The organism is Pseudomonas sp. DW-iso3, from assembly GCF_058725305.1.
Genome location: NZ_JBZXDZ010000006.1, coordinates 515,140 through 539,436 on the forward strand (window position 1 = coordinate 515,140; position 24,297 = coordinate 539,436).

Genomic DNA, 24,297 nt, shown 5'->3' on the forward strand with positions numbered 1-24,297 from the left:
GCGGTGCTTCAACAATATGTAGCACCCCTGAGGAGCGTCCCCCTTTGAAGATGATGAATCTTCAGTGTTCGGCCTTCACTGGCAGTGACTGATTCATCAAATTCTGATTAGCAGGTGCACTCATGGATGAACATTCAAACCGCGACAAGCGTGCCGCCATCCCTCCAGGTCACACCAAGCTCCCCCCACTGACGCCGGCGTTTATCAGCGCCGATGATGCCGCGCGTTATGTACATGAGCGCATCGGTACTACGCGGGATATCGAGTACGGCAGTGTGATCATGCAGCGCCTTTCGGATCAGTTGTACGTGGCGACTGAGCCGGCTCTGGGGCAGGCAAAGAATTTCGATCTCAACCTGATACTTGAGCGTGAAAGAGGCAGCACTTTCCAGTTTGTAGAGCCTCAGGGCTATAAACTCGTCGGGGCGCTGCATTCGCACCCCGATGATTTTGCCGGAACCCAACGGGCGAACCCAACGTGGTCGCCACAGCAGGTAAAGGCCTTCATGGGTTTTTTTTCTACGGACGACATCATCGTCAATTATCGCGTCGGGGTTCAGCTGCCGCTCGCTTATTTGTCGGGTCCCAACGGAGAATTGCTCAGGTACCAAACCCGTTTCTCCAACGCCGAAGACCAGCGCGTGGGCTGGCTTCGCGGAGAGGGCGGATGGACCTCTGTGTACGACGCTGAAGGCACAGAGGAGGGCGCTTACAAAGCGTTGGCTACGGTGGGTTCGATACGCTTTGTGTTATCCAACGCTGCATGGGGTGGATCGGTGGGCGATGTTCCTGGTGATTGGGAACCTTACAAGCCGTTCAAGGCGCCCCCCATGCAACTCAACTGCGGGCCAGTGTTTCCCTCCAGGGACCAAGTACTCAACCACGCTGCCACTCGTATCAAGCGCCAGCCTGAGAACAGGCTGCACGTGTTGATTCTGCAAGGTGCTGTTCAGGGGCGATACGTCACCTGTGAACCGCAACTCGCCGAACTCAGCGGCTGGCCGAGTGGGGGCCTGCTTTCGCGGCTGCCTCCTGGCTTTCATGTGGAGGGTGTCTATTTCCATGCTCAGCCCTCGCCCTCGCAATATCCCACCGTGGAATCGTGGCTGTATCAGAACTTCATCAGCCCGCTTGAGCTGGCGACTCACATCGCGCAGTTTCGCCGCTACAGCCCACAACCCAGGGCGGGAACAACGCTGTACATGCGTATGCGCGATCAAGCGCTGCTGCGCTACCGCTTTTCTGGCTCGGCGCTCGAATCCCAGCTGTTTGCCCAGGCGCCGGGCGGTCCGGTAACCGACAACGGTCAACAGGCCGCGCTGATGGCTGGCACGCTGACCCCCCATGACTTTGTGTTGCAGGTCGCGGCGGCGGGGCAACTGTCAGTCATCGACACCAGCCGCCTCTGGGATCAGGTCGGGGAAGTGGGGCCGCAATGGCGTCCCTTCAGCAAGATCCCGCAACCGACGCTGAGCTCCCCTTTTATCACGGCCGACGATGCGGCTCGATGGGCGCACGAGTGGATCAATCTTCTGGAGGCTGACAAAGAGTACGGCGGCGCGATTCTAAAAAAAGACAGTCGCTACTTTGCTACGACGCCGATAGCTGGCGAGCAACTCACCTTCGATCATCGGATCATGCTGGCTACCGATGCCGACGACAACTTCATCGCGCCCGGCGGTTACACCTGCGAGGCGCTCTACCATTCCCATCCGGCGCACGTCGAACAGGTAAAACTGAGCAATCCGGGGATCAGCGATGATCATGCCTGGATGATGATCAGTTTTTTTTCGCCCGCAGACCTGAGTTTTATCATCGAACATCGAGGTTCGGTGCCCGCTCATTACCTGTGCGGCCCCGAGGGCTCGGTACTCAAGTACGTGAGCAGTGGCTCGGCGACTGAGGTCCTGCTGAGAAAGCGCATTCTTGGCGAGGCACCATTCCCGGCGTCCGAGCATCGGGAGTCATTGATCTGGATGGCTGCCGAGGCTGGCGACCTGCGGGTGGTGCTATCCAACGCTCGCTGGGGCGGCGTATGCGGGCGGGTAAAACAAGGTTGGAAAGTCAACGCGGCCGTGACGCAAGTGACAGAGGAGCAGCCGTTTTTTACACAGGTATTTGAACGCGTTGAGTTGGCGATACTGGCCGCGCTTGCTTTGCCAGCCTCCAAGCAAGCATTCGGCTTTGTGCTCAAACACATCCAAAGCGACAGTTATGTTGCGACCTATCCCGAGCCACCGGGCCCGTTACGATTTGCTCCAGCAGGGCTATTTCCTGAACGATCACCGGGCAAGCTGAGGCTGCCCTCCAACTTTCGGCTGGAGGCGATCTACTGCCGCTCAACATCCGCTACAGCCGACGCTCCTGCCCATGAAAGCTGGTTGCGGCCTTTGTTCTTCTCTCCGGCACAAATAACCGACGCCATTACTCAAGCGCGGGCGACGCTTGAGCTGCAAGACAAGGCCCGTGGCCTGGCGCTCTACCTGTTGTCTGAGGACGATGCGGTGTTGCGGTTTAAATTGCCCGACGCGCAGACGGTCACCGAGCTGGTCAACGAAACCGTCCCCGGCGTTCTGGATGACAACGGTGCCCAGGCTGCGATAAGGGCCGGCACCCTGACACCCCGTCACTATGTCAGGCGGGTCTTGGCGGCAGGGGACCTGTCGGTGGTGGTTTCCGGTCAGGTCTGGCGTCGTTCCGGTCGTGTGGACAGTCGATCCCCGCTGCTTGCGCCGGTTCATCGAGCGGTGCTGAGCCCGGCGTTTCTCTCGGCCACCGACGCGGCGGTGTATGCCCACGAGAAAATCGGCGAGCGGCGCGACCGCGCTTATGGCGGTTACATCCTCAAGGGTGAGGATGGCCGCTTTATCGTCACTGAGCCGATGGAGGCCGGAACCAACCCCTTTGCGGCGGCGCTGTTTTTTCCAGCGGATGATCTAAACCCGTTGATCCCCCCCGAACCCTACATGATCCATGGGCGTTACGGTTCTCACCCGGCCTTGTCCATGGTCGAGCCGAGATGGGTCGCACAGCGACGCTGGACGCGTGAAGAGGCCGAAATCAACCTGCAGGCTTTTACTGTCGAAGAGATCCGCGCCGTGATCCAACAGCAGCGTCCGGCGTATTTGTCGGGGAGTGAAGACTGTTTACTGGCGTACACGCCCAGCGCGTCCAGTCAGGAGGCATTGCTGCTGAACGGCACGGCGCCACAGACTGGCGGCAGCCTGGCCCAGATGCGGCTCGACAGCGGACTGATGAAGCCCGCGCTGTGGGTTGTCATCTTGGCCGAGGCGGGAGACTTGCGGATTGTTCAGGGCAACCCTTTGTGGGGACCGCGCTCGCCGGTGTACGCCGACTGGACCCCCAATTTTGCTTATGCACCAAGATTCGGCCCGCCCGACTATGCCACCTACGGGGCAGTGTTCAGCAGCGCCGATGAAGCTGCCCGCGACCTTCACGCCAGGGTTCATGGCCGCAATCTTGCGGAACAGGCCTACTTTGGTTTTATTCTCAAGCACAAGGATAAGGCCCATTACCTCGCCAGCGAGGTGGTGGGCGTCAATGAGCGCGTCAAGCTGTTCAACCTCAACAGCGTGTTTGCAGCGACAGAAGACAATAGCTACCGGTTTCCGGATGGGTTTGTACTCTGCGGATTGTTTCGTTCGCAGCAGTGGCAACCGGTGGGGTTACCCGCTTCAAGCACCTGGTTAACCCGTTACTTTGTGATGCCCATGGTTTTGTATGGTGCGCTTGTGGACAGCAAGCACAGGGGGGCGAAATACAACAACGGGAACAACCTACCGATCTACTTTTCAACTGAAGAGGGAGCCTTGTTGAGGTACTTGCCGCTGCCATTCAACGTGGGAAGCGGCGGCCTGGTAGACCACGCGTTCGAAGAGATCGAGGTCGCGCTGGCCTCAGGTAAAAAAACGCCGCAAGAGTTTGTCAGGGACTGGGCCAACGCGGGTGAACTCAGCGTGGTACGCACCAGCCAATGCTGGGACAAACAAGGGCGGGTGCCGCGCACGTGGTCCGGTTACGAAAACCTGAGCCGGCGACATGTGGGCCCCGCCTTTGCCAACCCGGACGATGCTGCTCGGTATGCGGCGGCCATTGTCGGTGAGGGCCGTCATCGTACCTATGGCGGTGTGCTGCTACGGCTGCCCGGTGGTGGTTTCGCGGCGACTGATCCGCTGGTGGTGCCTCCCCAGGGTTTTGCACTGAATTGGATTTACCCTGATGCGGCGATTGCGCAAGGGCTGTATCCGCCAGGAAGTACCATCGTCGCCCGTTACCGGTCGGTGGTCAGGCAAGAGACGCAGATATTGTTGTCGGTCACTCAAAAAGCGGTCTACCAGAGCATGTTGCCCACCCACGTGCTGTCGAACCTGTTGCGCCGGGAAGTTCACGTCAAGCGCGAATACCTGTTTGGTCCAGAGGGTTTGATCCTGCGTTACCAATTGAGCGGTTCCGCTGAAGAGGAGGAACTCAAGCAGCAGTTGGCGCCGTTGAACCTGGCCAGGGGGGATGCCGCTGACAATGAAATTGAACGACAACTGCGCGCCGGCACCCTGCTGCCAGTCGACTTCGTGACGCAGGTGGCCAAGGCCGGCGATTTGCAGGTGGTCAAGGGCGATGCGCTGTGGGGCTTCGCACGGCCACTGAGTGGGCCGTTCGTACCGTACGTGACGCGCGCGCCGGCCCTGGAGATCAAGCAGGTTTTTGCCGATGCGCCCTGCAGCCCCATCTTTACCCAAGCCTGTGACGCGGTACGGTATGCGCAGCGTTTGTCATCGCCCCAGGCGCAGGTGCAATTCGGGTATGTGCTCCAGTCGGTAAAACGTAATGCTTACATGACCACCGTGCCGTTGGTACGCGCCGATTATTCCGATTTCAAGCAGGTGTTTGTCGAGGGTCAGTTGCCCCAGGGCTATGCCTTGGATGGCTTGTACTTGTGTGCCTCCACGGTGGCGATTGCTCCAGCAAGCGATGAAATGGCGACCTGTTTCTTCTCGCCCGCGTCTCTGGCGATGGGCGTCAATTTTGTCAGCAATATGGCCAAAAACGGTGTGCTGCCCCTTTACCTGCTGTGTGCCGACGGTGCGCTGCTCAGGTACTTATTCAGAAAAAACGGAGCGCAATCGCTGCATGCCTTGAACTCCGAGATGAAAACCATCGAACCGAAGTTGCTCGATGGGTCCTTGACCGTCGCTTACTACGTGCGGGGGCTCGCGGCCAGGGGCGAACTTTACGTGCGTGTCAGGAGCACCGTATGGGCCAGGGAGGAAGCCGTAACGGCGCAGTGGCGGCCCAAGCTCACTCCCTGGGATTTCGCAGACAACCCACACCTTCTTTCATTCTGTGGGCCGTTGTTCAGTCATGCCGACGACGCCGCGCGCTGGACCGAAAAACAGCTGGGTGGGTTCATGGGGCAGGAATACCTTGGGGCGGTATTGGTGCCGCCTAGTGTTACAGGGTTTGTGGGGCTTGATCCTGTGCTGGACCAACGCACCTTTTGGGAGAGTACGGTTTCGTCAGTGTTCTTGTTTCGCGGTATCGGGCTTGATGTCACGTCCGTACATCCGCTGTTCCTCTACACCCTCAACGCGGTCCACGCATTTTACAAAGTGGCTCCCAGGGTCGGTAACCCGATGTCGCTTGACTTGCAGTTGCTGGGGAATTTTGCCTCCAAGGATGATCTGCGTTCCTACATAACGATCGTGAAGAATAACCGTCCGGTTGCCGAGAGCCTGTACCTGTCGTGCCGAGGCGGCGCGCTGCTCAAGTACGTGCCGGGTTTTACGGCAGGCGAGACGCTTTTGCTGAGCGTCGACTCGTCACCTCTGCCCACTGTGTTGGTCAGTGGTTTGCGAGAGGCCGGCAAGCTTTCCGTTCTGGAAACCGACAGTTTTTGGACGCGCCGGGGGACGCTGGGGGCCGAGTGGCAAGTCAAGGACGTGCAAGCCGCACCTGATCCGCAGGTTGTTCAGTACGGTCGAGACAAAGACGAACTCTGACCAGCAGGGTGAGGGGGGCCTTCTGTCAGCTGAAGACGTGTCAGCGCCTGCGCATCAGCCCGATAAAAAACAGCCCGCCAATCGCCGCCGTGGCCACGCCAATCGGCAAGTCCTCGGGGGCGATCAGCGTGCGCGCTGCGACATCCACCCACACCAGGAACAGGCTGCCGAGCAACACGCACACCGGCAGCAGACGGCGATGTTCGGCACCCACCAGGCGACGGGCAATGTGCGGCACCATCAGCCCGACAAAACCGATGGAGCCGCTGATGGACACCAGCACGCCCGTCATCAAGGAGGCGACCAGGAACACCTTCAGCCGCACGTTGCGCGCATTGAGCCCCAAGGTGACAGCCGTTTGCTCGCCGGCCATCAACGCGTTCAAGGGCCGCGCCATGCCCAGCAGCAACCCCAAGCCCAACAGCACGGTGGCGGTGGGAACCGCCAGCAGTTCCCAGCGCGCCAGGCCTAGGCCGCCGAGCATCCAGAACATCACCGCCGACGCCGCACGATGGTCGCCCATGAACAGCAAGAGGTTGGCCGCCGCCATCATCACAAAGGACACCGCCACGCCACAGAGCAGCAGGCGATCACTCTCCAGCCGGCCATTGCGACTGGCCACCGCCAGCACCACGAGCATACTCAGCAGCGCGCCGATGAAGGCAGCGAGGGGCAAGGTCAGCAGGCCGATGACTTCACCCACGTGCAGCACCACGATCACCGCGCCAAGGGTGGCGCCGGAGGTCACGCCCAGCAGGTGCGGGTCGGCCAGCGGGTTGCGCGTGACCGCCTGCAACACCGCGCCGATCAGCGCCAGCCCGGCGCCGACCAGCGCCCCCAGCAGCATGCGTGGCACGCGGATCAGCCAGACGATATGTTCCTGCCCGGCCGGCCAATTCACTTCGCCGACCCCGAAGGCCTTGTACAACACGATTCGCCACACCACCTCTACCGGCACCCGCGCCGGGCCAAAGCCCAGTGAGAGGACGCAAGAGACCAGCAACACCGCCCCCAGGGCAGCGAGTAGCAAGGCGTAGCGACGCGTAATCATTCGCCGTGGAACCCCTTCGCCAGGGTCTCCACTGCGAGCACGTTATCGATGCCCGGCGTGGCCTGCACGTAGGGAATCACGATAAAGCGCTGGTTCCTGATCGCGTCCACCGCTTGCAATGCCGGGTTGTTCATCAGGAACGCTTGCTTCTGTTCGGCGGTGACTTCGCTGTAGTCGACGATCACGATCACCTGCGGGTTGCGCTCCACCACGGTTTCCCAATTGACTCGGGTCCAGCTGGCATCTATGTCATCGAGAATATTGCGCCCACCGGCGGCGTCGATCAGCGCTTGCGGCATACCCAGGCGCCCGGAGGTCATGGCGCGGTCTTCACCGCTGTCATAGAGGAACACGCGAGGTTTGTCGGCGGGCAGGTGTTTTTGCACCTCGTCGACCTGCGCCTGCATCTGCGCGATCAAGGTACTGGCGCGGTCCTGCACGTCGAAGATCTTGCCCAGGTTGCGCAGGTCGTTATAAGTGTCTTCCAGGGTGGCCGCCGGGCGCTTCATCACGAAAGCGCAGGACTCGGTCAGCTCATACACGTTGATGCCCAACGGTTGCAGGGTGCTCGGCGTGAGGTCGCCGCCCACGCGCATGCCGTAGTCCCAGCCGGCGAAGAAGAAGTCCACGTTGGCGTTGAGCAGGGTTTCCACCGAAGGGTACTTGCTGGCCAGTTCCGGCAGGCCGGCGAGGATCTCGGCCATTTCCGGGGTTACCGACTTCCAGCCGGTGACGCCGCTGTAGCCGGCCATCCGCGGTTTGAGGCCCAGGGCGAGCATCATTTGGGTCATGTTGATGTCGTGGCTGACCGCGTGCTTCGGCGCTTCCTGGAAGGTCACGTCGCGGTTGCAGCTCTTGATAGTGACCGGGTAATGCGTCGCTTCGGCGAGCGCTTGTGCAGTACCGAACAGCAAGGCGAGGGGCAGCAGGGCGCGCAGGATCATGGTTGGGTTATCCAGGTAATTCGGGGGTAGCCGGACAAGGGGTGGGTGTCGATCAACGCGTCCACGTCAAACACGTCACGCAGCAACTCGGCGGTCAGCACTTGATGGGGCGTGCCGCTGGCAACGATGCACCCGTGGTCTATCACGTACAGGCGATCACAGAATGCGGCAGCCAGGTTGAGGTCGTGAATGCTCGCCAGGGTGCCGATGTTCAAGCGCTTGACCAACTTCAACAGCTCAAGCTGATAGCGCGGGTCGAGGTGGTTGGTCGGTTCGTCGAGGATCAGCAGTTGCGGCTGCTGGGCCAAGGCGCGGGCGAGGATCACACGCTGCTTTTCTCCGCCGGAAAGGGTGGCGAAGGCGTGGTCTTCGAAGCCTTGCATGCCGACCGATTCCAGTGCCTGCTGGATCAGTTGCTGGTCGTGCAACGTATCGCCATCGAGCAACCCCTTGTGGGGCGTGCGGCCCATGGCGACCACTTCATCGACACGCAGGCCGAACGCCTCGGGGAATTCCTGCAGCACCACGGCGACGCGTTGTGCACACCACTTCGCGCTTTGCTTCCACACATTCTGGTGGTCGAGCAACACGTCACCGCGCGCCGGCTTACTGAAACGGTACGCACAGCGCAACAGGCTGGTCTTGCCGCTGCCATTGGGCCCTATGAGCCCTACAAACTCCCCTGCACCAACCTGCAGGTTGGCGTCACGCAGGTGGAATTGGTGATGGCAGTGGCCTGTGGGGGACCAGTTGAGGTCGGTGAGGGTTAGCGAAGTCATCGAGTCTCTCAAGTCCAACACCGTTAGAAGGTGTAGTCCGCAGTGACAAAGAACGAGCGCGGCTCACCCAGAATCCACTGCTGCCCGTCGTTGTATTGGCTGACGGCGTAGGTGCGGTCGAACAGGTTGTTCAGTTGCAGGCCCAGGGTGGTGTTGCGCATAGCCTTCCACGACACCGTGGCGTCGACCACGGTGTAGCTCGGTAGCTCATTTTGGTTGGCCATGTCGGCGTAACGTGCGTCGACATAGCGCACCCCGGCCCCGGCGCGGATATCGTCGGTCACGGCCTTGCTCAGCCACAGGTTGGCGGTACGGCGCGGCACATCCACCGGGCGGTTGCCGTCGCGGGAAACCTGCACGCCACCGACGTCCTGTTTGAAGTCGTCGTACTGCGCGTGGACGATGGCCGCGTTGGCTTGCAGTTGCCAGGCATCCGGCAGTTGCAGGGCGAGGCTGGCTTCCAGGCCCCTAGAGGATTGCTGGCCGACTTGTTGCTTGAGGTCCGGGTCGCCCGGCACGTCGGTGAGCAGTTTCTTTTTGACGATGTGGTAGGCCGCCAGCGTCCATTCGCCCCGTTGGTTCCAGAAGGCTTGCTTGATACCGATCTCGGTCTGCTTGGCGGTGGACAGGTCGAACTGCTGCTGGCCTGGGCTCAGGGAGATCAGGCCACCGACGCCGTCGGTGCTGGTAGCGTACTGGCCATAGATCGAGGTGTCGGGCGTGATCGCGTAGACCAGGCCGGCCTTCCCGTTATTGCCGGTGAGGGTCTTGTCGGTTTGGCCGCCGTTGCGCAAATCATCTCGCTCGACATGGGCGTAGTCACGGCGGATTCCGGTGACCAGCGACAGTTTATCGGTGAGTTGCAGGCGGTTTTCCGCGAAGCCGGCGACCGTTTTAGTGGTGGTAGAAAACAACGGCGCGAACGCGTTCTGGCTGTTGAACGCGGCGGGGGCCGGGTGAAGGATGTCGATCGGCTGACCGCCCGCCAACACATCTTTGAACGGTGAGTTGCTGGCCAGGCGGAAGCGGATGCGGTTGTATTCCACGCCGGCCAGGGTCTGGCTGTCGAGACAGAACAGGGTGTGCTTGAAAGTAAAGGTCTGGCGGTCGCCCACCTGCTCCTGGTTGTGCTTGATGCCGAAGTTGCCGCTGCGGGTAAGCTGGCCGTTGGTGAAGTTGTAGTTCTCGGCGTTCTGCCAGCGACGCTGGTTTTTCAGGTAGTACAGTTCATTCGTGGCGCTGATGTTGTCGTTGATCTGCCACGCGCTGGTCAGGCGCGTCCACTGGTCGTTGTAGTGCTGGGTGTCGTTGCTGACGTTGTAGTTCTTGTCGCGCAGGCCCTTGTGCAATTGGCCGTTGATCAGCGGGGTGCCGAAGTAGTTTTGAGGGCGCTGGTCGCCGTAGTCGCTGGCCAGGGTGAAGCTCAGGTTGTCCGCTGCTTGCCAGCGCAGGGCGCCGCTGACGAAGTCGCTGCTGGAGTCGCCACGGTCGATAAACCCGTTGCTGTGCAGGCGGTTGAGGTTCAGGCGATAGCTCAGGGTGTCAGTCAGCGAGCCGCCGCTGTCCAGGGCCTGTTGCTGGCGATCATAAGTGCCGTAGCCCAGTCGGATGTGGTTTTCGATCTCGCCTTCAAAGGGCTTTTTGGCCACGGTATTGATCACCGCGCCGGTAGCACCTTCGCCGTACAGCATCGAGGCCGGGCCACGCAGCACGTCCACGCGCTCCACCGACCAAGTGTCCACCGGAAATGTCGAAGTCCCCATGCCCATGTACATGCGGTTGCCGTCATACAGCTGCATCACCGAGCCCTGGCCGGTAAAACCACGCGCCGATAACGAAGTGCCGCCATCCCCCGGGGTGCCGGTGCGGCTGATACCTGTAGCGCGGGAAATCGCGTCCTGCACGCTGGCATCGCCACGTTCGCGGATCTGCGTACCGGTTTGGCTTTCGACGCTGCCGGGGGTTTGCAGGGCGCTGAGGTTCAGGCGCGAGCCGGCGGTGGTCGGGGTGTTCAGGTCGACGCGTTCGTCATCCATCGCAGGCGCGGTGATTGGACTGGCGGGCAGGGTCAGGGCCTGGGCGCTGTTGTGCAGGGCGAGCAGGCACAGGCCGGACGCAAGGTACTTGTTCATCGGTCGATCAATCGCTTCTTGGGGAGGTGCTCGCCGCAGGGCGCGGCGAGCAACGATAACGCAGAAAGTGTTATAAGTTAACACTTATTCGCTGCGCGGAAAAAGTCCGCGCAAGGCTACAGAACGGCTCTGTGCCGGGCATCTCGCCTGTTTCATGCTGAACCTGAGGCGGATTCACGTTGCCCCAAAAGGCGTGATAGCACCAGGCGATCCAACGCCCACACGAGGATCAAAGAGGCGCCCACAAGAGGGAAAATGATCGCCAATGCGAGCATGATCGCCATCGCGGTTTTCCACTTTGGCAAGTCATGGCGCAGCGGCGGAACACCAAGTCCGCCTTGAGGCCGACGCTTCCACCAGATCACCACGCCGCTGACGGCGCTGAGCAGAATCATCAGGCAGATCAGCAGCACGATCAGTTGATTGACCCAGCCGAACATCTTGCCTTCATGCAGCATCACACCGGTCTCGGTGGCCCGTGCGACCGCGTTGTAGTGTTCCCAGCGCACATCGGCGAGCACCTTGCCGGTGTACTGGTCCACATGCAAGGTGGCGTCATTGCGCGGGTCGTTGGCGAACACCGCGACAGTGAACACGCCTTCAGCGGTGGTGGGGAAGGTGATGCTGTAGCCGGGCTCGACGTGGCGTGCGGTGGCCAGGTCGACCACTTGTTGCAGGCGCAGCGTGGGCGCAGCTGGAGCCGAGTGCATGGCGCCGTGGTTCATGTGTTCGGCATGGTCCCCGGACATCGGCATCGGCGTGTTTTCCATGGCCCAGGGTACGGTCTGCTGGCTGGCCGTATTGAGCACGCGTGCCTGCTGGTCGGACTGCGGCACGTTGTTCCACATCGCCGCCGGGAAGGTGTTCCACACATCAGCGTATTGCTTGCCCCAGAAGCCGGTCCAGGTCATGCCGCTGAGCAGCATCACCAGCAGCAGTGAAGCTCCCCAGAAACCGGTGACCGCGTGCATATCGCGCCAGAATACCCGGCCGCGACTGTTGAAGCGCGGCCACAGCACCCCCGCCGAGGACTTGCCGCGCGGCCACCACAGGTACAGGCCCGACACCACCAGCATCACGCCCCAACCGGCGGCGAGTTCCACCAGGCGATCGCCGACGGTGCCGATCATCAACTCGCCATGCAGGGCGCGGGCGATGGCTTGCAGGTTGTATTTGGCGTCCTGCTCGCCGAGGACGTTGCCGCGATACGGGTCGACGAAGACGGTCACTTCGCGGCCTTGGTTGTGCATCACGAATTGCGCGCTGCTGGTACTGTCGGCAGGCGGCAGGTATTTGCTGATCGCGGCCTTGGGATACGCGGCCTTGGCGCGCTGCAGTTGCTCGTCGGCGCTCAGGGCGTGCTCGGCGGTCTGGACCTTGAGCAGGTCGCCGTACATCAGCGGGTCCAACTGAGGTTTGAACAGGTAGATGATGCCGGTCAGGGCCAGCAGCACCATGAAGGGGGCGACGAAAAGGCCGGCGTAGAAGTGCCAGCGCCAGGCCAGGTTGTAGAAGGAAATCTTTTGAGGGGTCATCATTGGGCTCCGCAAGGCTTTGGTTTTTTTGTGTCTGGTAGGCCGCCATCGGGGGCAAGCCCCCTCCCACAGTTGGAATGCATTTCAAGTGTGGGAGGGGGCTTGCCCCCGATGTTTTTAGAAGGTCATATCGACCTTGGTCCAAAGGGTGCGCCCCGGCTCCTTGATGGCTTGCGGGTCACTGGCCGGGTAGCCGAACCCTGCGTTGCCGGCCAGGTTCAGGTGCTCGGCATAGGCCTTGCCGAACAGGTTGTCGACGCCGGTGCTGACCTTGAAGTGTTTATTGACGCGATACGCCGCATTCAGCGAGAACACACCAAAGCCGCTGCTTTTGTCGTAGTCCTTGCCGACCACGTTGCCCTTGTTCTGGTCGATGCGGTTTTGAGCGGCGACCACACGCCACAGCGCGCCGGCGCTCCAGTCATCCTCGCTGTAGGTGAGGCCCAGGCGAGCATCCAGCGGCGGCATTTGCGGCAGCGCCTTGCCGTCGCTGCTGTTCTTGCCCCAGGCGTAAGCGAGGGTGGCGTCGGCCTTCCAGTTCTGGGTCAGCTTGTACGCCGCGCCCAGTTCACCGCCCATGATGCGCGCGTCGACGTTGCGGGCCTGGGACGTGGTGCCCATCATCCCGGGCCTGTAGTCGAACAGGATGAAGTCCTGCACCCGGCCGATATAGCCCGAAGCCCAGGCTTCAAGATCGTCGGCTTTGTACTGCGCGCCGAAGTCGAGCTGGGTGGTTTTCTCCGGCTTCACGCCGTCGAAGGCATTCACCGAACCGGTCGCACCGGTGTTGGGCGAAAACAGCTCCCAGTAATCGGGGAAACGTTCCGAGTGGCCCAGCCCTGCGTAGAGGGTGGTGGGGCTGTCGGCCAGGTCGTGCTCATAGCGCACGAAGCCCGAGGGCAAGGTGTCGGCACGCGTGTCGTCGGCGGTTGGGTTGGGGTGCTTCATCATTCCGGAGCCGCTGGTTTGCCTGAAGTCCTTGGCCGACGCGCGGTCCAGCCGGGCGCCGGTGATCAGGCGGTCGCGGTCGGCGGCGTACCAGGTCAGTTCGCCAAACACGCCATAGTTGTGGAAGTTGGCGTCCTTGACCCGTGGCAGGTCCTTGTAGGTATCGATACCCATGCTGCTGCGCTGGCGGTGTTCGTTGGTCTGTGCATCCAGGCCGCTGATCAGTTGCACGTCGGCCCAGCGCCAGGTGGCCTTGATCCGCGCGCCGAGGGTGCGGCGATCGACGTTGGACGCCATGGGCCCGGCCATCATGCCGGTGCCCGAGGGCGTGCGCAGGCTGTAGTTGTCCATCACGTGATCGGCGTAGTTGTAGTAAACCTGGGCTTCAACCTTGTCCAGCACGTCGCCGATATTGGATTTTTCGAAACGCAGTCCCAGGCTTTCGCGCAGGAACTGTGAGCCATCCATGCCGCGCCCGGCGTAACGCGCTTCGCCATCGCCACGGCCGGCGGTGAGCTCCAGCAGGGTGTCGGCGTCGGGGGTGAAGCCGACGGCCACGTCGCCGTTCCATTTGTCGTAGCGCGAGGCGACTGTGTCGTTATTGCCGTCCTTGTAGTCGTCGGCGTGGGCCTGGTTGCCGATCACCCGCACGTAGCCCAGCGGACCACCGGCGGCAGCGTCGATGACTTTGTCGAAGCGCCCGTTGGAACCGGCCAGCACACTGGCGTTGAGGCGTGTGCCCAGCTCGCCGAACTGTTCTGGCTCGCGCTCGAACAAGATGGTGCCGGCTGACGCACCAGGGCCCCAGAGCACCGTCTGCGGGCCTTTGATCACGGTGAGCTTGTCGTAGGTTTCCGGTGAGATGTACGAGGTAGGCGCGTCCATGCGGCCGGGGCAGGCGCCGAGCATCATGCTGCCGTTGGTGAGGATATTCAGGCGCGAGCCAAACATGCCGCGCAGCACCGGGTCGCCATTGGTGCCGCCATTGCGCACCAGGGCGAAGCCGGGGATGGTCTTGAGGTAATCGCCGCCATCGCTGGCGGGCACCGGTTGGCGTGGGTCTTTCGGGTTGGTGATCACGGTCAGCGGTGAGCTGGGGGCAACCGCGGTGATCACGGTGGGCGTCAGCTCATGCTCGGTGTGTTCATCGGCCTGAACATGGGGGGCAAGCAGCGCGCCGCAAAAGGCAGCGAGCACAGGGGTATATCCCAAACGGGTGTCAGCAGAAAACCTGGACATGACAAATTCCATCAATCAATCGTAAACAACACGGCCAGCAGCCTGCGGCTGTCTGTCTAAAGTCGGCCGGGGTGAAGTAACGCTGTGAAGTGCTTACGAAGCGATGGGCGGCGCGCGACTGCGGGCGCCGGGGAAGATGCTCTGCCGGGCATGGCCCAGGCGCGTGTCAGGGGTGAGGGCGTTGGCGGGGGGCGGGCTGCTCAGGGTGAAGGTTGAAACGCCGCCGGGCAGGGCGGGGCAGCTGTAGAGCAGGTCGCAATAGCCGCACTTGGACCAGAGGGCGTGGTGTTCGTCAGGGGCCTTTTTGTGATGGGATTCGCCATGGTCCATCGGCATGTCCATCGACATACCGGCGTGATGATCCATCGGCATCGCTTGGGAAATCAGCGGACCGATAAAGATCATCAGCATGGCGAACAGGCTGATCCAACCGCCGCGTCTTACGCGCGTGCGTGGGGAGCACCTGGCGCGGGGGGCGCCCATCGACTGTCAGTCTACTGAGGGTGCTTGTGCCCGTGGCCGGCCATTGGCGGCACTTTCTGTACCGACACTTCCACCTCGACCTTGCCGGCTTTTTCGAAGGTCAGGGTCAGCGGGAATTGCTTGCCGTCGGCCAACAGGCTGCGGTCTTTGATGCCCAACAGCATCACGTGGTACGCCATCGGCGCGAAGGTCAGATCACCCTTGGCCGGCACGGCGACGCTGGGTACTTGCTGCATCTTCATCAGGTCGCCTTGCATGACGTGTTCATGCAACTCGGCCTTGTCCGCCACGGGCGTCTCTACACTGAGCAGGCGGTCCGGGGTTTCGCTGCTGTTATGAATCACAAAATAAGCAGCGACAGTCGGTGCATTCGGCGGCAACTCCTGGGACCAGGGTTCGCTGACCATCAGGTCACCGGCCTTGTAGTCCTCGGCGTTGGCAGCACTGAACACCGGCAGCAGCAACGCCGCCAGAAGCAGGGAAGATTTGAGCATGGCAGTTCTCCAGAACGGTTCTAAAACGCAGTTCACTTGCGAAGACATCAGACCGTTGGAGAGGCGCGCGGGTTGAGGCTCGGCCATTGCTGGCGCGGAGTAGGGCTTTGCAGCTGGGCGGGCGGCAAGCGCTGTGAGGTATTGAATTGGGTGAGATACAACTGCGGCACATGCCCCGGCAACGCCACCAACGGCGCAGCACCCGAACAACACCAGCAATGCTGCATGGTGGAATGATCGTCCTGTTGCGGCGCCGGAATCTCCAGCTTGCCCAGGGCAATGGTCTTCAGGCTCGCACCATTGGCGGAGCAGAAACCGCCCCATAACAATTGCTGCACCGGGTCCTGGGACTGTTGCATCGAACCGGCCATCGGCATGACAAAGGCGTTGAACAGCACTGCAAGGCAGGCGATCCAGGCAATTGCGAAGCGTTGACGGGCCATGGCGGACAATCCGTAGGGTTAAACGATCAGGGGGGTATTTAGCCTGATCGGTGGGGATAAGTAAAAAGGGTGGGTGTGGTTTGGTGTCGCAGTGCTGGGTTTGAGGATAGACGGGAACTGAGCGGTTGCAGATCTCAAATGGCAACGCAGCTCTAAATGTGGGAGCGGGCTTGCTCGCAAAGGCGAAAGACCCGTCCACTCATCCGGTGACTGACACTCCGCTTTCGCGAGCAAGCCCGCTCCCACATTGGAACGATGGAGCTTAAAGAGAGGTGATTGCCTGTTGCAGCGTCGTCAAGGTGGTGAACTCCCGATCTACCGGCGCCAACACTGGCCTCTTCAATACCAACACCGGCACGCCCCGCTCCCGTGCCACTTCCAGCTTCGGTTCGGTGGCTGTGCTGCCGCTGTTCTTGCTGATCAACACGTCGATCTGGCGTCGTTCAAACAACCCACGTTCGTCTTCGATCAGAAACGGGCCTCGCGCGCCAATCACTTCGCAACGCTCATTCCCCGGATACACATCCAGGGCGCGCAGTGTCCAGAACTGCTCCGGCGGGATTTCATCAAGGTGCTGCAACGGCTCACGGCCCAGCGTGAACAGCGGGCGCTTGAAAGGTTTGAGTGCTTCAATCAGCGAGGCCCAATCACTGACTTCTCGCCAATCGTCCCCCGCCTGTGGCTGCCAGGCCGGGCGTCGTAGCGCCCAGCAAGGCACCCCGCAAATCCTTGCCGCCTCGGCCGCGTTGCGGCTGATCTGCGCCGCGTACGGATGGGTCGCGTCGAGAATCAGGCTGATCTGCTCATGTCGAGCAAACTGTGCCAATCCCTCGGCCCCGCCGTACCCACCCACCCGCACCTGGCACGCCAAGTCAGTCGGCACGCGCCCAACACCGGCCAAACTGTAGATATGTTCCGGGCCCAATGTACGGGCGATGGCCAGCGCTTCAGTCACGCCGCCCAGCAGCAGGATGCGTTTCATCGCGGCTTGACCACTTCCAGCAGTGTGATCGGCAATGCCTGGCGCCACGTATCGAACGCTCCCAGCGGCTGGGCCTGGGCGACATGGATACGCGTGAGTTCTCCGCCATAGCGCGTACGCCAGTCCATCAAGGTCATTTCGCTTTGCAGCGTCACGGCGTTGGCGACCAACCGCCCGCCCGGCCGCAGATGGTGCCAGCAGGTGTCGAGCACGCCGTCACGGGTGACGCCGCCGCCGATGAAGATGGCGTCCGGGGCTTCCAGGCCGTCGAGCGCATCCGGCGCTTTGCCGCGAACCAGTTGCAGGCCCGGCACGCCAAGGGCGTCGCGGTTGTGTTCGATCAGGCCTTGGCGACCTTCATCCGCTTCAATCGCCACTGCCCGGCAGCTCGGGTGAGCCCGCATCCACTCGATACCGATGGAGCCGCTGCCTGCACCCACGTCCCACAGCAGTTCGCCGGGCATCGGCGCAAGACGGGCCAGGGTCAGGGCGCGCACATCGCGTTTGGTCAATTGGCCGTCATGTTTGAAAGCTGAATCTGGCAGGCCCGCCAGACGCGACAGACGGGGCGTATCGCCAGAGGCCACGCAGTCGATGGCGACCAGATTCAAATCGGCGACGCAAGCCGGACGCCAATCACTCGCCACGCCGTCGATGCGTCGCTCATCCGTGCCGCCCAGGTGCTCAAACACACTCAGCCGGCTCGGGCCGAAACCGGATTCAGCCAGCAAAGAAGCAATCAACGCCGGAGTTCGGCCGTCATTACTCAACACCAAAAGCCGCACCCCACTGGCCAGATGCGCATTCAGCGCCGCCAGCGGCCGGGCCACCACGGATAACGTCACCACCTCCTGCAACGGCCAGCCCAGCCGCGCCGCCGCCAACGACACCGACGAAGGCGCCGGCAAGACCAGCAACTCTTCAGCCGCCACCTGCCGCGCCAGGCTCGCGCCCACGCCATAGAACATCGGATCACCACTGGCCAACACACACACCGACTCGCCACGCCGCGCCAGCACCGGTTCCAGGGAAAACGGGCTCGGCCACAACTCGCGCTCACCCCGAATACACACCGGCAGCAGGTCCAACTGGCGCTGGCCGCCTATAATCCGCGTGGCGCGCAACAGGGCATGCCGGGCATTCCTGCCCAGCCCCTTGAAGCCGTCTTCACCGATGCCTACAACCGTCAGCCAGGGCGACATAAATATTCCTTGAACGACATCCGACGGGCAGGCTTTTCATGCCGCCGGACAAAGCAGGCATAATACCGCGCCTTTACCCATCAACCGGTAGCCCCGTGAACCCAACGCCCGCTGTGAATACCTTGCGCCCCTCGGCTTGTCCGGGGTTGCTGCGTATTGTCCAGGCGCTGGACGGTGGCATTTGTCGGATCAAATTGGCCGGTGGTTCGATCAGCGCCGCCCAAGCCTGCGCAGTGGCGGACGCAGCCCAGGCGTATGCGGGCGGGGTGATCGAGGCGACTAACCGCGCCAATCTGCAGATTCGCGGGATCGGCGCCGAAGAGGGCGCGTTGATTGCCATGCTGTTGGCTGCCGATCTGGGCCCCAACAACGCTGCCGGCGACGACGTGCGCAACCTGATGCTCAGCCCCAGCGCCGGTATCGACCCGCAAATGCTGTTCGACACCCGGCCGTTGGCGGAGCAGATCCTCGCCACCCTGCAGAATCACCCGCGTTTCCATGAACTGTCGGCCAAGTTCGCGGTGCAGCTGGACGGGGGCGAGGCGCTGGCAATGCTCGAACATCACCATGACCTGTGGCTGTCGGCGTTCGTGCGCAAGGGCGAAACACTCCTCGCGTTTGGCCTGGCCGGGTGTCCGGGTCTGGATGCACCGCTGGCCGCCGTGCCATTGGACCAGGGGCATGCATTGGTGGTGGCTGTGCTGGAAGGGTTTTTGGACATCGCCACCCCTGAACAGACCCGCATGCGCCACCTGCCTGTGGATAACGTGTTGAGTCGTCTAAAACTGCCGCTGCTGCCGGCGGATGGCTTCAAACGCCCGCCCAGCGGCGCTTTGTTGCACCTCGGCAGTTATCCACAAGCACAAAAGAATCAGTTCTACGTCGCCGCCATTGCACCCTTGGGTCGCCTCGATGCGACGATGCTCAAGGGCGCCGCACAACTGGCCAGCGAATACGGCGACGGCACCTTGCGTTTTACCCCCTGGCAGGGCGTGCTGTTGCCCAGCGTTGAAAAACCTCACGCCGTCACCGAACGCCTGGCGCAATTGGGCTTCCTCTGCTCAATCGACCAGCCCCTGGCGCGCATGACCGCCTGCACCGGTTCCAGCGGCTGCGGCAAAGCCCTGGCCGACACCAAGGCCGACGCGGTGCAACTCGCCGCTTTGGACACCGGTCACGACGTGCACCTGTCCGGCTGCCCGCGCTCCTGCGCCGCCGCGCACACGGCGCCGGTCACCTTGCTGGCCGTGAGCCCCGGCCACTACGACCTCTACTTTCGCGAGGCAGCCCAGCCCGGTTTCGGCAGGCTGCACGCGCGCAACCTTTCTATTGAAGCGACGGGCGCCCTGCTGCGCGCTCGCCCACGGAGCAACACCGATGATTGATTACATCCGCGACGGTCAGGAGATCTATCGCAACTCCTTCGCCATCATTCGCGCGGAAGCCAAGTTGGACCGTATCCCGGCTGATTTGGAAAAACTCGCGGTGCGGGTGATTCACGCCTGCGGCATGGTCGACGCGATCGACGGCCTGCAGTTCTCCGAAGGGGCGGGCAAGGCTGGGCGCGATGCGCTGGCCGCAGGTGCGCCGATCCTGTGCGATGCGCGGATGGTCTCCGAAGGTGTGACCCGCGCACGCCTGCCAGCCAACAACGAAGTGATCTGCACCCTGCGCGATGACAGCGTACCGGCGCTGGCGCGTGAGCTGGGCAACACCCGGTCCGCTGCCGCCCTTGAGCTGTGGCGCCCGTACTTGGAAGGCAGTGTGGTGGTGATCGGCAACGCTCCGACGGCCTTGTTCTATCTGCTGGAAATGCTTGACGCCGGCGCACCGAAACCGGCGTTGATCCTCGGTTTCCCGGTTGGTTTTGTCGGCGCCGCCGAATCCAAGGCGATGCTGGCCGCCGACAGTCGCGGTGTACCGTTCGTGATCATGCAGGGCCGTCTGGGCGGTAGCGCCATGGCCGCCGCTGCGGTGAATGCGCTGGCCACGGAGGTCGAATAATGCAGGCACGTGGACGTTTGATCGGCCTGGGCGTAGGCCCCGGTGACCCGGAATTGATCACCCTCAAGGCCCTGCGCCTGTTGCGCGAGTCGCCAGTGGTGGCGTACTTCGTGGCCAAGGGCAAGAAGGGCAACGCCTTCGGCATCATCGAAGACCATCTGGTGCCGCAACAGACCTTGATGCCGCTGGTGTACCCGGTGACCACCGAAGTGTTGCCGGCGCCAATGTCCTACGAGCAGGTGATCAGCGATTTCTACGACGCCGCCAGCGTGGATGTCGCCGCACATTTGGACGCCGGTCGTGATGTGGCGGTGATCTGCGAAGGCGACCCGTTCTTCTACGGGTCCTACATGTACCTGCACGACCGCCTCGCCGAGCGCTATGAAGCCCACGTGATTCCGGGCGTTTGTTCGATGCTCGGCGGCGCCTCGGTGCTGGGCGCCCCGCTGGTCTATCGCAATCAGAGCCTTTCGGTACTCTCGGGCGTGTTGCCCCATGACGACCTCAAGCGCCGCCTTGCGGATGCCGACGCGGCAGTGATCATGAAGCTGGGCCGCAACTTCCCGAAAGTGCGCCAGGTGCTGGAAGAACTCGGCCTGGCCGAGCGAGCGCTGTATGTCGAACGCGCCACCATGGCGAATCAAAAGATCGTGCCGCTGGATCAGGTGGATCCAGCGTCGTCCCCGTACTTCTCGCTGATCATCGTGCCCGGTGAACGGTGGCAAGGTTGATGAGCCCGGCGATTGTTATTTTGGGTCAGGGCAGCCTGGCCACGGCACGCAAGATCCAATGTGTGTACCCCGACGCGACGGTCCACGGCATGGCCGGACGGGTCGACGGTGCGGACCAGGTCTACGGTGAGTTCGGCGCGACCCTGCGTCAGTTGTATCAGCAAGGCACACCGCTGATCGCGCTGTGCGCCGCGGGTATCGTTATTCGGACCTTGGCGCCGCTGCTGCTGGAAAAAGGCGAGGAGCCCGCCGTGCTGGCCGTCGCCGAAGACGGTAGCGCCGTGGTGCCGTTGCTTGGCGGCCTTGGCGGTGTGAACGTGATGGCTCGCGAAATCGCCGCTGCGTTGAACGTGGCTGCTGCGATCACCACCAGTGGCGAGTTGCGCTTCGGCACCTGCCTGCTCAACCCGCCTGCGGGTTATGAACTGGCCGATCTGGAACTGGGCAAGCGTTTCGTCTCCGACTTGCTGGCCGGCGAAAGCGTACGCATCGAAGGCGCTGCGCCGTGGCTGGACCAGGCCAATCTGCCCCAGGATCAACAGGCACGCCTGGCGATTCATGTGGGCAGTGCCGAGCGCACGCCTGCCGCCCATGAATTGTTGATCTACCCGAAGAACGTCAGCGTGAGCTGCAAGCCAGGCGCGCAACTGGCTGAGCGGGTGCGCGCGGCGTTGCATGAGGCGGGCATCGCTCTGCAATCCCTGGCGTGCCTGCTGGCCAGTGATACGCAGATGGCCGAAGCCACATTGCATGAAGCAGCGTTGGAATTGGGTGTACCGCTGCGTTTTGCCAGCGTGGCCCAGGACGCGGATATCGTCATCAATGTTGCCGAACTCCCTCTGGACCTGTCGCAAGTCGGTCGCGTGCGTGGCCGCCTTGCCGTGATCGGCCTGGGACCTGGCGCTGCCGAGTTGATGGTGCCTGCGGTAAAAACCGAACTGGCGCGTTGCACCGATGTGCTCGGCTACGAAACCTACGTGCGCATGGCCGGCCCGTTCCGAGACGACCAGGTGCAGCATTGCACCGATAACCGCGAAGAAATGCAGCGTGCCCGCCATGCCTTCGAGCTGGCGGCCCAAGGTCGCTCGGTGGTCGTAGTGTCGTCCGGCGACCCGGGCGTGTTCGCCATGGCCGCTGCCGTGATCGAAGCCCTGCACGAATCCAGCGACCCGACCTGGCATCAGGTCGACCTGCAAATCCTTCCAGGGGTCTCGGCGTCGCTCGCCACCGCCGCTCAGGCCGGTGCACCGTTGGGCCATGACTTTTGCGTGATGTCGCTGTCGGACAACCTCAAGCCTTGGTCGATCATTGAAAAACGCCTGGACCTTGCCTCCCAGGCCGACCTGGCGCTGGCGTTCTACAACCCGATCTCGCGCTCGCGGCCGTGGCAGCTGGGGCGTGCCCTGGAAATCGTCGCGCGGCATCGCACGCCTGAAACGCCGGTGGTGCTGGGCCGTGATATCGGTCGGCCGGGTCAGACGCTGCGTGTCACCACGCTGGGGCAATTGACGCCGGATCAGGTGGACATGCGCACCATGGTGCTGATCGGCTCGTCCACCACCGTCACCTTCCCGCGTGCCGGTGGCGGTGAGTGGGTGTACACGCCGCGCTGGTACGGCGAGAAACCGGCCTCCTGAAAACCGCCCCTCAGGTGCCTGAAAGCTCCGAATGACCCAGGGATTTTCCTGGCGTTGTCCGGGGCTTTTTCTTTTTTCTACGACGAAATTCGGAAGCCCGCCAGGCGCGCCGCATTATTGCTGGGCAGCACGGTTTGATGCGCTGCGCCAAGGAATGTTTGTCGTCTGGAAAAGGCTTCAGTCAGTGAACTAGGGTGGACATAAGCCCCGAGTCGGGGTGCTTGTGGAGAACTAAAATGGAGCGACATCACAGAAGGATCAGCAGTACAAAAAGGCGCAAGTTGATTGCCGCCTACACACTACCGGGAGCGTCAGGCAAGCGCGCGGCCTTGCCGCTGGACATCGAGGACGACTTCAACGCCGCGGTGGTCAACAACAGCGTCATCTCGTTTGCCGAAGGCTTGTCCGGTTTAAATCGGGAATACGTGCGTAAGAGCTATTTGCTGGCCAGCAGCTATGTCAGCGATGTGTTGAAAGTCCCACGCGGCACCGAACGTTGGTACGACGAATTCATCAGGGTGATGGTCAGCCTGGGGTGGTTGCCGGTGCGCAGCCGCTTCGAACGGATTTCACGTTCCGGCAAGGGCCTGACCGTGCAATCGGCGGCGCTGAATATCATCGCGGCCCTGCTGGCGTCGACATCATTGTCTGCGCACTTGCTCAGCGTATTGCCGAAACTGGCGGCCGATGCAGTGGAGGCGTTGAAGCAGATACCTGGGACTTTCGAGCTGTTCAAACGCAACAGTGCCGTACACCAGGGCGGCGACTTCGGCCTGGCGTCCTGTGCGCAAACAGAGGGGGAACTGATGATGGTGCTGGTGACCTACAGCACCCAGGGAGTGAGCAAGCAGGTAGGGTTGCCATTTCTGGAATGGGACAGTTCCTCATTCGAGGCCTTCAGCGGGCAGACGTGCCTGGTGCTGAACACCTCGGTAGTCAACGAAAAGACGATCCAACTGATGCGCGAGAGTGCGGGTGACAAGGTGCAATTGGCGATCGCCAAGTACCGGATTTAAGGCACCAGGTAACCGCGCACACCGGTGAAGATGATTTGCGCGGCCAGGGCACACACGAACAACCCCATCAACCGACTGACAATCTGCAAGCCCTGGTCGCCCAAGATGCGTTCGATCCGGTTGGACAGGTACAGCACCACGCCCACCGTGAGGCTGGCCAGGGCGATGCTGAGGATGGCGGTGATTTTGTCATCCCAATGCGGCTGGCTCACGCCCATCACCAACAACGCACCGATGGTGCCGGGGCCGACGGTGAGGGGAATGGTCAGCGGTACGATGGTCACGTCCTGCTGTACGTTGTCGGTCTGCACTGCGGACTTGCCCTGGGCCATGCCCAAGGCGGAAATGAACAGCACACTGCCGGCACCGATGCGGAACGCGTCGACGGTGATGCCGAACACGCTGAAAATGATGCGGCCGAACAGGTAGAGCAACACGCTCGATACCAGGGTTGCCAACGCCACCTTCCACGCCAGGCGCCGCCGCTCTTTGCTGGAATAGCCACGGGTGAGGCTGATAAAGCAGGACAGCACGAAGAACGGGCTGTAGAGCACCAGCATTTTCAGGTAGACGCTGAATAACACGTGGAGCATGGGGGCGGCTCGCGGCGGAGGAAGTGTTGAGAGTCTATCAGGCGGCAGAGACCAAATGTGGGCGCGG

At 62.1% G+C, this 24,297-nt stretch carries 18 protein-coding genes; 6 read left to right on the forward strand and 12 right to left on the reverse strand.

The features are described from left to right. Positions 1-122 precede the first annotated feature (122 nt). Positions 123-6,017 (forward strand): DUF4329 domain-containing protein, encoded by a 5,895-nt coding sequence (locus tag AC4PS7_RS20220; RefSeq protein ID WP_492179712.1) that lies wholly within the window; start codon positions 123-125, stop codon positions 6,015-6,017. A gap of 40 nt (positions 6,018-6,057) precedes the next feature. Here the strand turns inward: AC4PS7_RS20220 and AC4PS7_RS20225 are convergent, their stop codons facing one another. The 11 genes from AC4PS7_RS20225 to cbiE all read right to left on the reverse strand — a co-directional run bounded on the left by AC4PS7_RS20225 (position 6,058) and on the right by cbiE (position 18,249). Further along, positions 6,058-7,068, reverse strand: coding sequence for a FecCD family ABC transporter permease (locus tag AC4PS7_RS20225; RefSeq protein ID WP_010213524.1), 1,011 nt, complete (start codon positions 7,066-7,068; stop codon positions 6,058-6,060). Next, positions 7,065-8,012 (reverse strand): ABC transporter substrate-binding protein, encoded by a 948-nt coding sequence (locus AC4PS7_RS20230; RefSeq protein ID WP_010213522.1) that lies wholly within the window; start codon positions 8,010-8,012, stop codon positions 7,065-7,067. Before AC4PS7_RS20230 ends, AC4PS7_RS20225 begins: the two co-directional genes overlap by 4 nt. Then, on the reverse strand, positions 8,009-8,791 hold the full coding sequence (locus AC4PS7_RS20235; protein WP_044286567.1) for an ABC transporter ATP-binding protein: 783 nt from the start codon (positions 8,789-8,791) through the stop codon (positions 8,009-8,011). Before AC4PS7_RS20235 ends, AC4PS7_RS20230 begins: the two co-directional genes overlap by 4 nt. Before the next feature lie 23 nt (positions 8,792-8,814). Then, complete coding sequence (locus AC4PS7_RS20240) at positions 8,815-10,923, reverse strand: TonB-dependent receptor (RefSeq protein ID WP_431480197.1); 2,109 nt, start codon at positions 10,921-10,923, stop codon at positions 8,815-8,817. Between the two features lie 152 nt (positions 10,924-11,075). Further along, the gene (locus AC4PS7_RS20245; RefSeq protein WP_042570881.1) at positions 11,076-12,458 is read right to left on the reverse strand and encodes a PepSY-associated TM helix domain-containing protein; all 1,383 of its coding nucleotides are present in this window, start codon (positions 12,456-12,458) and stop codon (positions 11,076-11,078) included. Positions 12,459-12,575: 117 nt separating this feature from the next. Further along, entirely contained in the window at positions 12,576-14,645 is a 2,070-nt protein-coding gene (locus AC4PS7_RS20250; protein ID WP_492179713.1) for a TonB-dependent copper receptor, read from the reverse strand. 93 nt (positions 14,646-14,738) lie between these two features. After that, the gene (locus tag AC4PS7_RS20255; protein ID WP_492179714.1) at positions 14,739-15,128 is read right to left on the reverse strand and encodes a DUF2946 domain-containing protein; all 390 of its coding nucleotides are present in this window, start codon (positions 15,126-15,128) and stop codon (positions 14,739-14,741) included. 11 nt (positions 15,129-15,139) lie between these two features. After that, a complete protein-coding gene (locus tag AC4PS7_RS20260; RefSeq protein WP_010213513.1) occupies positions 15,140-15,622 on the reverse strand; it encodes a copper chaperone PCu(A)C in 483 nt (160 codons plus the stop codon). Positions 15,623-15,669: 47 nt separating this feature from the next. Further along, entirely contained in the window at positions 15,670-16,065 is a 396-nt protein-coding gene (locus AC4PS7_RS20265; RefSeq protein ID WP_492179715.1) for a DUF2946 domain-containing protein, read from the reverse strand. A gap of 262 nt (positions 16,066-16,327) precedes the next feature. Then, positions 16,328-17,047, reverse strand: coding sequence for a cobalt-precorrin-6A reductase (locus AC4PS7_RS20270; protein ID WP_021493218.1), 720 nt, complete (start codon positions 17,045-17,047; stop codon positions 16,328-16,330). Next, positions 17,044-18,249, reverse strand: coding sequence for a precorrin-6y C5,15-methyltransferase (decarboxylating) subunit CbiE (gene cbiE / locus AC4PS7_RS20275; RefSeq protein ID WP_492179716.1), 1,206 nt, complete (start codon positions 18,247-18,249; stop codon positions 17,044-17,046). Before cbiE ends, AC4PS7_RS20270 begins: the two co-directional genes overlap by 4 nt. Positions 18,250-18,287: 38 nt before the next feature. Between cbiE and cobG the strand changes: the two genes are divergently transcribed. From cobG to AC4PS7_RS20300, 5 genes are all read left to right on the forward strand, one after another. Continuing rightward, positions 18,288-19,634, forward strand: a complete 1,347-nt coding sequence (gene cobG, locus AC4PS7_RS20280) for a precorrin-3B synthase (RefSeq protein WP_154847747.1) — start codon at positions 18,288-18,290, stop codon at positions 19,632-19,634. Continuing rightward, positions 19,627-20,253, forward strand: coding sequence for a precorrin-8X methylmutase (locus AC4PS7_RS20285; RefSeq protein ID WP_042570885.1), 627 nt, complete (start codon positions 19,627-19,629; stop codon positions 20,251-20,253). The genes cobG and AC4PS7_RS20285 overlap by 8 nt, the downstream gene beginning before the upstream one ends. After that, positions 20,253-20,984 carry a precorrin-2 C(20)-methyltransferase gene (locus AC4PS7_RS20290; protein ID WP_010213504.1) on the forward strand — a complete coding sequence of 244 codons (732 nt, stop codon included), beginning with the start codon at positions 20,253-20,255 and terminating at the stop codon, positions 20,982-20,984. Before AC4PS7_RS20285 ends, AC4PS7_RS20290 begins: the two co-directional genes overlap by 1 nt. Next, on the forward strand, positions 20,984-22,621 hold the full coding sequence (cobJ, locus tag AC4PS7_RS20295; RefSeq protein ID WP_492179717.1) for a precorrin-3B C(17)-methyltransferase: 1,638 nt from the start codon (positions 20,984-20,986) through the stop codon (positions 22,619-22,621). Before AC4PS7_RS20290 ends, cobJ begins: the two co-directional genes overlap by 1 nt. A gap of 236 nt (positions 22,622-22,857) precedes the next feature. Then, positions 22,858-23,637 carry a hypothetical protein gene (locus AC4PS7_RS20300; protein WP_029529254.1) on the forward strand — a complete coding sequence of 260 codons (780 nt, stop codon included), beginning with the start codon at positions 22,858-22,860 and terminating at the stop codon, positions 23,635-23,637. Here AC4PS7_RS20300 and AC4PS7_RS20305 read toward each other — a convergent pair. Next, positions 23,634-24,230 (reverse strand): MarC family protein, encoded by a 597-nt coding sequence (locus tag AC4PS7_RS20305; protein WP_106119096.1) that lies wholly within the window; start codon positions 24,228-24,230, stop codon positions 23,634-23,636. The genes AC4PS7_RS20300 and AC4PS7_RS20305 overlap by 4 nt on opposite strands. Positions 24,231-24,297 lie beyond the last annotated feature (67 nt).